Origin of the sequence: Neisseria sp. (genome assembly GCF_030527965.1) — a bacterium.
GTDB lineage: Bacteria > Pseudomonadota > Gammaproteobacteria > Burkholderiales > Neisseriaceae > Neisseria.
In genome coordinates, this window is sequence record NZ_JAUMZU010000004.1 from 63,585 (window position 1) to 76,394 (window position 12,810).

General features: G+C 49.8%; 13 protein-coding genes and 1 pseudogene. 12 read left to right on the forward strand and 2 right to left on the reverse strand.

The genetic code is table 11. The annotated features are described in order from the left end of the window. Positions 1 to 93 precede the first annotated feature (93 nt). The gene (locus tag Q4A84_RS02905) at positions 94 to 1,725 is read right to left on the reverse strand and encodes an FAD/NAD(P)-binding protein (RefSeq protein WP_303087432.1); all 1,632 of its coding nucleotides are present in this window, start codon (positions 1,723 to 1,725) and stop codon (positions 94 to 96) included. Between the two features lie 303 nt (positions 1,726 to 2,028). Beyond that, complete coding sequence (locus Q4A84_RS02910) at positions 2,029 to 3,063, reverse strand: hypothetical protein (RefSeq protein ID WP_303087433.1); 1,035 nt, start codon at positions 3,061 to 3,063, stop codon at positions 2,029 to 2,031. Positions 3,064 to 3,226: 163 nt separating this feature from the next. Here Q4A84_RS02910 and dinG point away from each other — a divergent pair, with 163 nt between their 5' ends. The 12 genes and pseudogenes from dinG to Q4A84_RS02970 all read left to right on the forward strand — a co-directional run bounded on the left by dinG (position 3,227) and on the right by Q4A84_RS02970 (position 12,788). Next, on the forward strand, positions 3,227 to 5,362 hold the full coding sequence (gene dinG, locus Q4A84_RS02915) for an ATP-dependent DNA helicase DinG (protein ID WP_303087434.1): 2,136 nt from the start codon (positions 3,227 to 3,229) through the stop codon (positions 5,360 to 5,362). Positions 5,363 to 5,833: 471 nt separating this feature from the next. Then, a complete protein-coding gene (ndhC, locus tag Q4A84_RS02920; RefSeq protein WP_303087435.1) occupies positions 5,834 to 6,202 on the forward strand; it encodes an NADH-quinone oxidoreductase subunit A in 369 nt (122 codons plus the stop codon). Continuing rightward, the gene (locus Q4A84_RS02925; protein ID WP_244785478.1) at positions 6,193 to 6,672 is read left to right on the forward strand and encodes an NADH-quinone oxidoreductase subunit B family protein; all 480 of its coding nucleotides are present in this window, start codon (positions 6,193 to 6,195) and stop codon (positions 6,670 to 6,672) included. The genes ndhC and Q4A84_RS02925 overlap by 10 nt, the downstream gene beginning before the upstream one ends. A 9-nt stretch (positions 6,673 to 6,681) precedes the next feature. Then, positions 6,682 to 7,269: an NADH-quinone oxidoreductase subunit C gene (locus tag Q4A84_RS02930; RefSeq protein WP_303087436.1), complete on the forward strand. Its 588-nt coding sequence runs from the start codon at positions 6,682 to 6,684 to the stop codon at positions 7,267 to 7,269. After that, on the forward strand, positions 7,262 to 8,515 hold the full coding sequence (nuoD, locus tag Q4A84_RS02935; RefSeq protein WP_303087437.1) for an NADH dehydrogenase (quinone) subunit D: 1,254 nt from the start codon (positions 7,262 to 7,264) through the stop codon (positions 8,513 to 8,515). Before Q4A84_RS02930 ends, nuoD begins: the two co-directional genes overlap by 8 nt. Beyond that, positions 8,515 to 8,988 (forward strand): NADH-quinone oxidoreductase subunit NuoE, encoded by a 474-nt coding sequence (nuoE, locus tag Q4A84_RS02940; protein ID WP_303087438.1) that lies wholly within the window; start codon positions 8,515 to 8,517, stop codon positions 8,986 to 8,988. Before nuoD ends, nuoE begins: the two co-directional genes overlap by 1 nt. A 48-nt stretch (positions 8,989 to 9,036) precedes the next feature. Beyond that, positions 9,037 to 9,135 (forward strand): annotated as a pseudogene (locus Q4A84_RS02945) (cupin); the annotation flags it as partial. A gap of 133 nt (positions 9,136 to 9,268) precedes the next feature. Then, entirely contained in the window at positions 9,269 to 10,564 is a 1,296-nt protein-coding gene (gene nuoF, locus Q4A84_RS02950) for an NADH-quinone oxidoreductase subunit NuoF (RefSeq protein ID WP_303087439.1), read from the forward strand. A gap of 33 nt (positions 10,565 to 10,597) precedes the next feature. Beyond that, positions 10,598 to 11,167: a hypothetical protein gene (locus Q4A84_RS02955; RefSeq protein WP_303087440.1), complete on the forward strand. Its 570-nt coding sequence runs from the start codon at positions 10,598 to 10,600 to the stop codon at positions 11,165 to 11,167. 190 nt (positions 11,168 to 11,357) lie between these two features. Then, positions 11,358 to 12,326, forward strand: a complete 969-nt coding sequence (locus Q4A84_RS02960; RefSeq protein WP_303087441.1) for an MBL fold metallo-hydrolase — start codon at positions 11,358 to 11,360, stop codon at positions 12,324 to 12,326. Positions 12,327 to 12,384: 58 nt separating this feature from the next. Further along, entirely contained in the window at positions 12,385 to 12,666 is a 282-nt protein-coding gene (locus Q4A84_RS02965; RefSeq protein WP_303087442.1) for an ACT domain-containing protein, read from the forward strand. Next, complete coding sequence (locus Q4A84_RS02970) at positions 12,660 to 12,788, forward strand: ACT domain-containing protein (RefSeq protein WP_303087443.1); 129 nt, start codon at positions 12,660 to 12,662, stop codon at positions 12,786 to 12,788. Before Q4A84_RS02965 ends, Q4A84_RS02970 begins: the two co-directional genes overlap by 7 nt. Positions 12,789 to 12,810: the final 22 nt, after the last annotated feature.

Sequence of the window (12,810 nt, forward strand, 5' to 3'; positions counted from 1 at the left end):
GGGCGCTTGTGTAAGCGTGAAAAGCGTTAACGAGCGCCAAGCCTGTCTGAAAAAACCTTCAGGCAGCTTGACGAAGCGGGCGTTTTGCCTGAGTCAGCTTTGACTGAGTATGTTTTTTGCTGCTTCAACGCCCCAGTAAGCGGCTTCTTCGAATACGGAATAGCCGCTCAAATCGCTGTGGGCAAAGCTGATTCGCGAGCGGTGTTGGCGCAGGGCAAGCAGCAGGGGGCGGCTGAGGTAGCCGGGCGTGGGAACGCTCATGGCATGGCCGCGAACGGTGATGTCGACGTGCCCGACATGGGCGAGGAAGCGTTTGCCGTAGGCGGAAATAAGGTCTTCCGAGGCATATTCCATCAGGGTTTGGTCGGAGGCTTGCAGCAGCCAGCGGCGGATATTTTGCGGCGTGTCGTGGTTGAGTGCGTCGTAGGTGGTGAAAATGGTTTGCTCGGGCTTGGCGGTGCGGATGAGCTGATTGGTTGCGACTACATAGCCTAAGCCGCGGCTGCCGTAGATAACGTTATCCCAAGCCAGTTCGCTACGGCCGGTTTCCGGCGGAAAGCGGTGCAATACGAAATTGGCGACAAGCCACGGCGCATATTCGGGCATGCCTGTCTGAAAACCGTAGGACGCGGCGTTTTCCAGAATCCGGCCGGCAACCATCAAAGGCATGGCGCTGATAACGTTGCGGGCTTGTACGGCAATGGTCTTGCCGCTTTGGTTGTGGCGCAGCCAGACTTCCACGTGATCCGCCGTTTCCCAGATTTTAACGGCTGAGGCGTTGAACGATGCGGGGCGGGAGAAGCTTAATTCGGCTGCGTCGGGCAAGTGTTCGATCGGTTGTAAGCCGGCGTGGCGGCGCAATGCTTCTGAAAGGTGCGCCAAACCGTCGGGCCAAGTGAGTACCGCTTCGTCGTCGTGGCCGCGTGCGGTGAAGTAATGCAGGCCGGCAAAGGCGGATACTTGGTCGCTGCCCTGGCCGTAATCGTCGCGACAGCAGTAGTCGAGATACCAGAGCAGGGTGGGAGAGCGGTAGTTTTGTTGCGCGAGCCAACGGGAGAAGGTGATGGTGTCGAGCTGCCGCCAGTCCGGGTCTTGCGACGAATGTACGATGGGTATGGCAAAGCGTTTTTGCCCGTCGCGGCCGCGCGCCTGCTTGAGGCGCTGGATAAAGGCGAAAAAACGGCGGCTGTCGGCGTCATCGTGCGGTATCAGATGCGATTGCCAATGGTTTTGGTAATACAGCCGCTCTTGCGGTGCGTAAACCAAATCGGTTTCGCGATAAACGGGGCGGGCGCTGTCGGCACCGTTGAGCAAGATGCCTAAATCGGCCAGCATTTCGCGTATGTAAACACTTTCTTTTGACGGCAGAGCCAGATAATGGGCGCCGGTCGGCGCACCTTGTGTGTTGGTGTAATACCCGGCGTTGTTGCCGTTGCGCTCGAAACCTTCGGCCAGCAACAGGTTGGTATGGCCGTGTTTGGCCAGATACCAAACCGCGCTGAGCGCCGCTGCGCCGCTGCCCAGTACCAGCGTGTTGCAATGGTATGTTTGCTGAGGTTGTTGCAATAAACGGCCGTCGCGCAACAAATGCCCCAGCGGCAGACCAACGCGGTTGGCATGTATCGTGGGTTGCGGGTTCAGATGGCGGTAGCTCAGCCACGAGGCCGCTGAAGCGGCGCTGAGTGCGGCGGTGTAGCCGAGGAAGCGGCGGCGGGTGGTTTTCATGTTTTCAGACAGGCATTGATTCGGGGTGTTATTGCTGGTGTATCAGGTGTTTTTAATGCCGTGCATAAGGCTAATAATATTCCCTATGGTTTTGATTGTAGGGCGATATGTAGCCGCACCCATGTTCTTCTAAGATTGCAACAATGTCTTGCAACGCCCCTTTGTCGTTTGTGTTGCCAGGCTCTTTCGATTTCTTTGATTACGCCATCATAAGCGTTAAATTCGGGTTCCGACCAAAAATCGTATTTGTGTAATACATCTTTAATATCTATCATTTTTTACGTTTCCTTGAATGTTAATGCCTTATTTATTCTCTATGGTTATGGGCTGGTAGGGTTCTATTTCCAAAAGGGTGTTTATCCAGTTGGTAAAGCTGTATTTTTTATATATTGCCGGTGGCAGTTCATGATAGGGTTTGTTAATGAAATCTTTTAAGGCTGCAAAATTTTTTTCATCCCAGATAAGAATGTTGTTCGGATGGTAAAAGTCATAGTCTGCCACGGATGGATTGGTTGTGATGAGTTTTTTACGATAACCCAAGGCTTCAAAAGTTCTGAACGATAAGCCCGAATGCTCTCCGATAACAAAATCAACCAAAACCTTGCTCTGTTTGGCTCGTTTTAAGTTTTCGGAAAAATCCATGATTTCATTGATAAATCGAATATTTTGGTTGGTATAGAATTGTCGGCCTTCATGCTCGCTGCCAAACCATAACATATTGAAGTCTAATTTCCAGCCTTGCTCTTGTGCGAAGTTGGCAAAGGCATTGATGGAATGGCTACGCGATATTTCATGCGAGCCTGTGAAATAACAATCCGATGTTTCGGGCATTTTTTCCGATAAATTGTGGGAAAAGTAAAAATTCGTTGTAAATAAAAGGTTTTCCCTGTTTTTCTGGTCTGCCTTATCGAAGGCATAAAATCGATCAAACAGCGCTATCCGGTTGTCGATATCGGCAAACCGCTGCATGCCGTCCCATTGGTAGGCCACTGTGGCGAAACGTGTTTTTTCTTTCACTTTTTCGATAAATTCGACAGGATAAATATCGGAGCGGATAAACAATGCGTAATCGAAATCGGGGTAGCCATCCAGCTGTCGGAATAAATTCGTTATCATCCATTGTTGAAATAAAGTTTGTTTGGCAGATTTATCGCCCAGTAGCCGTTTCCATTTAACACGCAGCCGCAGCCATAGATTGGGGTAAACATAATGCCGAGGCCGGGGATCATAGGCCGCACTGTAAACGTTAAAGCCCAAGTAGCGTAAATTGTCTTCTACCAAGCGGTAGATACCGTTGGTTGTGGGCATCGCTAATAGGATGGTTGGTTTGGCAGTCATATTGATCAGGTTTCAAAGGGCGAATCATTACAGTTTGCCGCATTATAAGCGATACGTTTAAGTTTATGATGCCTGTCTGAAAGCCAATCGTCCGCCGAGGCGTTTTCAGACAGGCATTCATGTTCGATGCTAAAATGCCGCCTTGTTTTGGAAGCCCGCCAACATGCTCACTGAATTAGAAAAAAACGCGATTAGAGACCACTACCGCACCATTTCCGAGAATCTGCCGCAGTTTTCCCCGCGCGCAGCACAGCGCGAGATGATTGCGGCGGTGGCCAATGCGTTTTCGCGCAGTAAAGAGCGGGAAGAAGGCGGAGAACCGACCGAGCGAGCCGGCGAAAGTATTGTTGTTGTGGAAGGGCCTACCGGGGTGGGGAAATCGCTGGCTTATTTGCTGGCGGGCGGCATTATGGCGCAAACGCGGGGGAAGCGGCTGATTGTGTCGAGCGCTACGGTGGCGTTGCAAGAGCAGCTGGTTAACCGCGATTTGCCGTTTTTGCTGGAAAAAAGCGGGTTGGCGCTCAGTTTTGCGCTGGCTAAGGGCCGCGGGCGGTACCTTTGCCCTTACAAACTCTACCAGCTTACCCAAACCAACGCACAAGCCAATTTATTGGGTTTTGAAAACACCCCGTCTGTTTTGTTTAACGACAAGCCGAGCAAAGAAGACATGGATACGCTGCGCGATATGGCCGACCGCTTTGCCGCGCGCAGCTTCAACGGCGACCGTGATACGTGGCCCGAGAAAATCGCCGATAAATTATGGTTTCAAATTACCAACGACCGTCACGGCTGCATCAAATCGACTTGCCCCAACCGGCCTGAGTGCCCATTTTTCTTGGCGCGCGAAGCGCTGGAAACGGTGGATGTGGTGGTGGCCAATCACGACTTGCTGCTTTCCGATATCGCCATGGGCGGCGGGGTGATTCTGCCGGCGCCGGAGAATAGTTTTTATTGTATCGACGAAGCGCACCATTTGGCGAAAAAAGCCCTCAGCCGCTTTGCCGCCGAGCATTCCGTCAATCTGGCTATGTGGACGGTGGAAAAGCTGCCGGCCGCGGTTGGCAAAGTCGCCGCGCTGACCGACAAAACCGAGTTGGCCAATTTAACCGACGAAGCCGCTGTATCTTTGCAAGAAAGCCTGTCTGAATGGCTGTTTCATCTGGGCGGCGAACCGAAGCTGGATTTGAACGGAAAAGAAGGCAACCCCGTTTGGCTTTGGGAAGACGGCAAAATTCCTGCCGATCTGGCTCTGCTGGTTTCCAATACGGCCGCAGCCGCCCGCAGCCTGTTGAAAAACGTCTATCAATTGAGCGACGCTTTATCCTCCGCCCGCCGCGATAAAGACAAAGACAGTCTTTCAATCGACCGGTTGACCGGCGAAATGGGTTTGTTTATCGCCCGAATAGAACAGATTTCCGCTGTATGGGAGCTGATGTCGACCGAGCCGGAAGAGGGCGGCGAGCCGCTGGCCAAGTGGATAGAGCGTAAAATCGCCGATAAAAATGATTATGTGTTCAACGCCAGCCCGATCAGTAGTGCCGGCCGCTTGGTTAACGGCTTATGGCGCCGCGCCGCAGGCGCAGTGTTGACTTCGGCCACGTTGCGCTCGTTGGGTAATTTCGATTTGTTGTTGCGCCAAACCGGCTTGGTCTGGATGCCCGAAACAACCACGCTGGCGTTAGCTAGTCCGTTTAATTTTGCGGAACAAGGCGAATTGTATATTCCGCCGCTCGCCGCCAGCCCCAAAGAACCGGATGCCCACACCAATGCGGTTGTCGAGTGGTTGCCCAAATTGGTTTCCGCTTCGGAGGCCATCGGCACTCTGGTGTTGTTTACTTCGCGCCGCCAGATGAATGAAGTCGCGATGAGGTTGCCCGAAAGCCATCTGCCTTTTCTGCTTGTGCAAGGCGAGTTGCCGAAAGCCGTTTTATTGCAAAGACATTACGAAGCCATTGCCGCCGGCCGCCCCAGTATGATTTTCGGTTTGGATAGTTTTGCCGAAGGTTTGGATTTGCCGGGCGAAGCTTGCGTACAGGTAATTATTGTCAAACTGCCATTTTCCATGCCCGATAATCCGATTGAGAAAACACAAAGTCGCTGGATAGAACAGCGCGGCGGTATTCCTTTTATGGAGATGACGGTGCCCGAAGCCAGTATCAAGCTCGTGCAGGCGGTCGGCCGTTTGATTCGCACCGAGCAAGATTACGGCCGGGTTACCATTCTCGATACCCGCATCAAAACCCATTCTTACGGCAAACGCCTGCTTGCCTGTCTGCCGCCTTTCAAAAGAATCGGATAGCACTGAATGCCTGTCTGAAAAATAAGGTTTCCAATATCTTTCCAGAGATTTTTTCAGTAATTATGAAGTTTCAAACATTTAGAAGATAAGTTTGTTGTAAATTTGAGCATAAAATTCTAAAAAATTCTTTTTGGCGTATAAAGTGCAGCTGTGGCGACACAAGCTGCTTATTTTTTACTCAGAAAAAAGCTTGAAGAATGACGACATATGCTATGTACATTGAAAAAATTAAAAAAGTTAAATCGGATTAAACCAGATGTAATAAATAGTAGTGAAAAAAGTTGCTTGGAAAATAGGCAAATTATGCAGATGTGAATATTTTAATGATAATCGTTATCAAGAACTAATTGAAATTATTAAATTTTTTCTCAGAAATCAGCATCGATTAACTTTTAAACAGAGGCAAAGTTAGCTACAATAACCTACATTTATTCTGTCTATAATGCGCTTAACAAAACAGGTATCTAAACCATGTTAGCAAACTATTTTCCCGTTTTGATCTTTATGATTGTTGGTTTGGCGGCGGGCATACTTTTTATTGTGCTGGGCAATGTGCTTGGCCCCAAACGCCATTATGCTGAGAAAGACGCGCCGTTTGAGTGCGGTTTCGAGGCGTTTGAGAATGCGCGGATGAAATTTGACGTGCGCTATTACTTGGTGGCGATTCTGTTTATTCTGTTTGATTTGGAAGTGGCTTTTATGATTCCTTGGGCGGTGGTGTTTAAGGATTTGATGGCCGAAACCGGCGCTTATGCGTTTTGGTCGATGTTCGTGTTCATCGTGGTGCTGACGGTGGGTTTTGTTTATGAATGGAAAAAAGGTGCGCTGGAATGGGAATAGAAGGCGTTTTAAATAAAGGCTTCGTAACCGCCAGCGCGGATACGGTGTTGAACTATGTGCGTACCGGTTCGCTATGGCCGGTAACGTTCGGTTTGGCCTGCTGTGCGGTGGAAATGATGCATGCCGGTATGGCGCGCTACGACCTTGACCGTTTCGGCATCATTTTCCGTCCCTCGCCGCGTCAGTCCGACCTGATGATTGTGGCGGGCACGTTGTGCAACAAAATGGCTCCGGCGCTGCGTCGCGTATACGACCAAATGGCCGAGCCGCGCTGGGTGTTGTCTATGGGTTCCTGTGCCAACGGCGGCGGTTATTACCATTATTCCTATTCGGTGGTGCGCGGTTGCGACCGCATCGTGCCGGTTGATGTGTACGTTCCCGGCTGTCCGCCGACGGCCGAGGCATTGCTATATGGTTTAATCCAGCTGCAAGGCAAAATTAAGCGTACTTATACCATTGCCCGCAACTAGGAGCACAAGATGCACGTAAACGATTTGTATCCGGTTGTCCAAAATGTGTTGGGCGACAAAGCAAGTAAAGTCATTCTGGCTTTCGGCGAGATTACCGTCGAATGCCTGCCTGAAAACTATTTGGAAGTGATGACTACGCTGCGCGATCATGAGCAACTGCATTTCGAGTTGTTGGTGGATTTGTGCGGCGTTGATTACAGCGACTATAAAAACGAACCGTGGGAGGGCAAACGCTTTGCCGTGGTCAGCCAACTTTTGTCGGTAAAAAACAACCAGCGCATGCGCGTTCGCGTATGGGCGCAAGACGATGATTTTCCGGTGGTCGATTCGGTTGTGGAAATTTACAACAGTGCCGACTGGTATGAGCGCGAAGCCTTCGATTTATACGGCATTCTGTTTAACAACCATCCCGACTTGCGCCGCATCCTGACCGATTACGGTTTTGTCGGTCATCCGTTCCGAAAAGACTTCCCGATTTCCGGCTATGTGGAAATGCGTTATGACGAAGCCGAAAAACGCGTGGTTTATCAACCCGTAACCATCGAGCCGCGCGAGATTACGCCGCGCATCGTTCGCGAGGAGAACTACGGTGGCTAAACTCAGAAACTATACGATTAACTTCGGCCCGCAGCACCCGGCGGCCCACGGCGTATTGCGCATGATTCTGGAGCTGGACGGCGAAACGATTGTTCGCGCTGACCCGCATATCGGTCTGTTGCACAGGGGTACCGAAAAGCTGGCTGAAACCCGTACCTATCTGCAAGCCCTGCCGTATATGGACAGGCTGGATTATGTATCCATGATGGTCAACGAGCAGGCTTATTGTTTGGCGATTGAAAAACTGGTCGGCATAGAAGTGCCCATCCGTGCCAAATATATCCGTACCATGTTTTCCGAAGTTACCCGCATTCTGAATCATTTGATGGGTGTCGGTTCCCACGCTTTGGATATCGGTGCGATGACCGCCATTCTGTATGCTTTCCGCGACCGTGAAGAGCTGATGGATTTATACGAAGCTGTTTCCGGTGCCCGTATGCACGCGGCTTATTTCCGCCCGGGCGGCGTTTATCGCGATTTGCCTGATTTCATGCCGAAATACGAAAGCAGCAAATTCCGCAATGCCAAAGTTTTGAAAAAGCTCAATGAAGCCCGCGAAGGCACCATGCTTGATTTCATTGATGCTTTCTGCGAGCGCTTTCCCGGCAACATCGATACCTTGGAAACCCTGCTTACCGACAACCGAATCTGGAAACAGCGTACCGTCGGCATCGGCGTGGTTTCGCCCGAGCGCGCCATGCAAAAAGGTTTTACCGGCGTAATGCTGCGCGGTTCCGGCGTGGAATGGGATATCCGCAAAAAAGCACCTTATGAAGTGTACGATTTGATGGATTTCGATATTCCTGTCGGCGTGAACGGCGACTGCTACGACCGCTATTTGTGCCGCATCAACGAAATGCGCCAATCTGTGCGCATCATCAAGCAATGCTCCGCTTGGTTGCGTGAAAATCCGGGCCCCGTGATTGTAGAAAACCACAAAGTTGCTCCGCCCAAACGCACCGAAATGAAAATGGGCATGGAAGACTTAATCCACCATTTCAAACTATTTACCGAAGGCATGCACGTGCCCGAAGGCGAAACCTACAGCGCAGTCGAGCATCCGAAAGGCGAGTTCGGCATCTACATGATTTCAGACGGCGCCAACAAACCCTACCGCCTGAAAATCCGCGCCCCCGGCTTTGCCCACTTGCAAGGCATGGATGAAATGGCACGCGGCCATATGCTGGCCGACGTAGTGGCCATTATTGGTACACAAGACATCGTATTCGGAGAGGTAGACCGCTAATGTTATCCGCTGAATCTTTACGACTGATTGACATCGAATTAGCCAAATACCCGGCAGACCAGCGCCGTTCGGCCGTGATGGGCGCATTGCGCATCGCACAAACCGAAAAAGGCTATTTAAGCCCTGAAACCATTGAGTTTGTGGCCGACTACATCGGCATTGCGCCTGCTGCCGCTTATGAAGTAGCCACTTTCTACAATATGTACGATCTGCATCCGGTCGGCAAATACAAGCTGACCGTTTGTACCAATCTGCCCTGCGCCCTACGCGGCGGTGTATCCGCCGGCGAATACCTGAAGCAGAAGCTTGGTATTGGTTACGGCGAAACCACTGCAGACGGCCTTTATACCTTAGTGGAAGGCGAGTGTATGGGTGCCTGCGGCGATGCGCCTGTAATGCTGGTCAACAACCATAAGATGTGCAGTTTTATGACCGAAGAAGCGATTGAAGCGAAATTGGCGGAGTTGAGATAAATATTTCGCAGCCTGAAATTCTAACTAGGAAAAAGTGATTCGGCTGAAACTGGCGATATTTTCTTTGCTGGCATCGGCGCTAAACATGTTGCCTACTTGCCAGGCGAAGCACAGATTTGGGTAATTGAAAAAGAAGGCAGCGTATAAATTCGAGCCTGTCTGAAAACAGGCTGTTTCAGGTAGCCTGGCAATAAAAATAACACCAATGCAGGCCCGGCAAAGATAGCCGGAAAGAAAAAACTAAAACAGATTTAAAGAGTTAACCGAACAAGGCAAACAAATGGCTATTTACCAATCAGGCGTCATTTTTGACCAAGTGGACACCCACCAGCCCGACTGCTGGACGCTCGCGGCCTATCAGGCGCGCGGCGGTTATACCGCGTTGCGCAAGATACTGAGCGAAAACATGTCGCAAGACGACGTGATTGCCGAAGTGAAAGCATCCGGTCTGCGTGGTCGTGGTGGTGCGGGCTTCCCGACCGGCTTGAAATGGAGCTTTATGCCTCGTTCTTTCCCGGGGGCAAAATACGTTGTCTGCAATACCGACGAAGGCGAGCCGGGTACGTTCAAAGACCGCGACATCATCAATTTCAATCCGCATGCACTGATTGAAGGCATGATTATCGCAGGCTATGCCATGGGTGCGGAAGCCGGCTATAACTATATTCACGGCGAGATTTTTGAAGGCTACCAACGGTTTGAAGCTGCGCTGGCCGAAGCCCGCGAAGCAGGCTTTCTCGGTCAAAATATTATGGGCATGGGTTTTGATTTCGAACTGTTTGCTGCACACGGCTACGGCGCTTACATTTGCGGCGAAGAAACCGCATTGCTCGAATCGTTGGAAGGCAAAAAAGGCCAGCCGCGTTTCAAACCGCCTTTCCCGGCCTCGTTCGGCCTGTATGGCAAGCCCACTACCATCAACAATACCGAAACTTTTGCTTCCGTGCCGTTTATCATTCGTGACGGCGGTAAAACCTTTGCCGATCAAGGCATTGAAAATGCAGGCGGCACCAAGCTGTTTTCCATTTCCGGTCATATTGAGCGCCCGGGCAACTATGAAGTGCCGCTCGGCACGCCGTTTGCCGAATTGCTGGCGATGGCCGGCGGCATGAGAAACGGTAAAAAGCTTAAAGCCGTGATTCCCGGAGGATCTTCCGCACCTGTGTTGCCGGGCGAGATTATGATGGGATTGAACATGGATTACGATTCCATTGCCAAAGCCGGTTCGATGCTTGGTTCCGGCGCGGTAATTGTGATGGATGAAGACGTGTGCATGGTGAAGGCATTGGAACGTTTGAGTTATTTCTATCATGAAGAATCCTGCGGCCAATGCACGCCTTGCCGTGAAGGTACCGGCTGGCTCTACCGCATCGTCCACCGTATTGCCACCGGCAAAGGCAAACCCGAGGATTTGGAACTGCTGGATAGCATAGGCAACAATATGGCCGGCCGCACCATCTGCGCACTTGCCGATGCTGCCGTATTCCCCGTGCGCAGTTTTACCAAACATTTCCGTCATGAGTTTGAATACTATATCGAGCACGGCGGGCCGGAGAAAGTGCATCGGTGGTGTTGAGAGTTTTTGGAATTTCATTAAAAAGGTTTTTTAATGGATTGGACAAGTTGGTTAGGTAATATTTCAGAAGTGTTTAATGTAATAGTTTCGAGTGTAGCGCTTTTTTTTGCCGTTATAGCTGGAAAAGAAGCTAAAAGGTTGCGTCAGGAAGATATTGAGAGTCAAAGAAGAACGCAAGCGTCAAAAATCTCAGCTTGGGTTGCAGATGTTAAAGAACCAAATAATGATAAAAAATGGCGTCATGTCGGAATAGTTGTGCAGAATTTATCAGAAGAACCTGTTTATGATTTATGTATAAGTGCCCAGTGTCAGGCTGATAAGAAAACAGCAGTACCACTAAAGTTAGATTTTTTGCCAGTAGGGATTTTTTATTGTCAGGCTAAGTCACCAGATAGCGGCTTTATAGATTTTGTTCCAATAACGGAGGGAAGTTCTTGTAAAAGTTCAGATGCATGGGGAGATGCAAAATTGTTAAGTGAATTAAATCCATCTCCAAAACCAGTTACCTCGACTAGTCATCGTTCTGTCGGAGATATATCGTTTAGAGATGCAGAAGGAATTCACTGGAAGAGGAAGAAAAAAGGCTCCCTAGTAAAGTTGTAGTGGGCGTAAGTAAATTTCCAAAGATATAAATGCAAGCGATTTTTAAGGAAGCAGTTTGAATGCTTTTTGCTTCAAAAAACTTAGGGAAGTTAATTTAAAATATAAATTTTCAGTTTGAAGTATTTGGAAATTAATTTTTACCCTAAATAAAGTAAGTTTTATTTTTTAACTTATTGAATTGTATATTAAAATGAAAAAATCTTTGAAGCTTGAATGGAAACCAATTACCCTAGCTGTTGTATTTTTCTTGTCCGCAACCGTTCAGGCAGCCACAACTTGTCACAATCCGAATCTGGACTTGGTGGTGCTTGGTTCCGGCGGGCCGGAATTAAGTGATAAGCGCGCTTCCGTCAGCTATCTGCTGCGTGAAAACGGGCAGGCGAAGGTTTTGGTGGACTTCGGTTCGGGTACGTCGCTGAACTTCGAGCGAGTGGGTGCCAAAATTGAAGATTTACAGGCGGTTTTGTTGAGCCAGTTCCATGTTGATCATGTCAATGATTTGCCTGCATTGGTGAAAGGGTCTTTTTTCTCCGATCGTACCCGTGATTTGCCGATTTACGGCCCTGCCGGCAACAGAGTGGTTCCGAGTCTGCAGCAATATTTGGAACGTTTGTTTGGTGCAAACGGTGCCTACTCGTATTTATCGGGTTTTTTAGACGGCAGCGAGTCGTTCAAGCTGAAACCAACTACGGTAGCCTCAGATGTGAGCCAGCCTAAAGTGTTTTCTGCTCAAGAAGGCGGTTTTAAGATTAGCGCGGTGCCGGTAACGCACAGCATTATTCCTGCCTTGGGCTGGCGGATTGAGAAAGACGGATGCGCGGTTGTGTTTTCAAGCGGAACCAGCAATATGGGTCGCACTTTAGACAAGATTACCAAAGATGCGGATTTGTTTATTGCCCACAATGCCATTCCGGAAGGCAGCACCGACCGCGTTGCGCTGAAGCTGCATATGATGCCGTCTGAAATCGGTCGGATTGCTTCGGAAGCGAATGTGCGCAGCATGGTGTTGTCGCACTTTATGAATAGAACCGAGCACGTACAGCCTGCCACCGCCCAAGCCATCCGCAATAGCCACTATCGAGGCAAGCTGGCGTTTGCACAGGATTGTGATATTTATTCCGTGCAGACCGGCGAGAAAACAGGCAGCTGCGCCAAATAATCAATAGTGTTAGGCGGCTTATGCTCGGTTCGGATAGTGCAATAGGTGTGAAATAAGTATGAATCAGCCCATTAAAGCATTGGATGAATTACTGCGCACCATGCAGCCGGTGTTAAATGAGGGCGCCTATTATTTTGCTACTTTGCCTGAAAACAGCGCATTACCCTTGAATGAGACAGTTGCCTTTATACGTGAACATGAGGGTTTGTCGGTGGTGTTGAATGAGCAAAATGCGAAAAGATACGGCTTGAAAAATGCTTTTCGGGCGGCGTGGATTACGCTGAATGTGCATTCCGACTTGTCTGCCGTGGGTTTACTGCTGCGTTTTCTGCTGTGCTAGGGCAAGCGGGCATTAGTTGCAATGTGGTGGCGGGCAATTACCACGACCATATTTTTGTACCCTACGAGCAGGCGGCTCAGGCCATGCAGGTATTGCAAGGATTGCAAGCAGGCTCAGATTGATTAAACGATTTTCTCTGCTATA

Excerpts from the sequence above, each read along its gene's own strand:
- Q4A84_RS02905 (WP_303087432.1), bottom strand. The coding sequence starts at position 1,725 with ATGAAAACCACCCGCCGCCGCTTCCTCGGCTACACCGCCGCACTCAGC.
- Q4A84_RS02910 (WP_303087433.1), bottom strand. The coding sequence starts at position 3,063 with ATGACTGCCAAACCAACCATCCTATTAGCGATGCCCACAACCAACGGT.
- dinG (WP_303087434.1), top strand. The coding sequence starts at position 3,227 with ATGCTCACTGAATTAGAAAAAAACGCGATTAGAGACCACTACCGCACC.
- ndhC (WP_303087435.1), top strand. The coding sequence starts at position 5,834 with ATGTTAGCAAACTATTTTCCCGTTTTGATCTTTATGATTGTTGGTTTG.
- Q4A84_RS02925 (WP_244785478.1), top strand. The coding sequence starts at position 6,193 with ATGGGAATAGAAGGCGTTTTAAATAAAGGCTTCGTAACCGCCAGCGCG.
- Q4A84_RS02930 (WP_303087436.1), top strand. The coding sequence starts at position 6,682 with ATGCACGTAAACGATTTGTATCCGGTTGTCCAAAATGTGTTGGGCGAC.
- nuoE (WP_303087438.1), top strand. The coding sequence starts at position 8,515 with ATGTTATCCGCTGAATCTTTACGACTGATTGACATCGAATTAGCCAAA.
- nuoF (WP_303087439.1), top strand. The coding sequence starts at position 9,269 with ATGGCTATTTACCAATCAGGCGTCATTTTTGACCAAGTGGACACCCAC.
- Q4A84_RS02955 (WP_303087440.1), top strand. The coding sequence starts at position 10,598 with ATGGATTGGACAAGTTGGTTAGGTAATATTTCAGAAGTGTTTAATGTA.
- Q4A84_RS02960 (WP_303087441.1), top strand. The coding sequence starts at position 11,358 with ATGAAAAAATCTTTGAAGCTTGAATGGAAACCAATTACCCTAGCTGTT.
- Q4A84_RS02965 (WP_303087442.1), top strand. The coding sequence starts at position 12,385 with ATGAATCAGCCCATTAAAGCATTGGATGAATTACTGCGCACCATGCAG.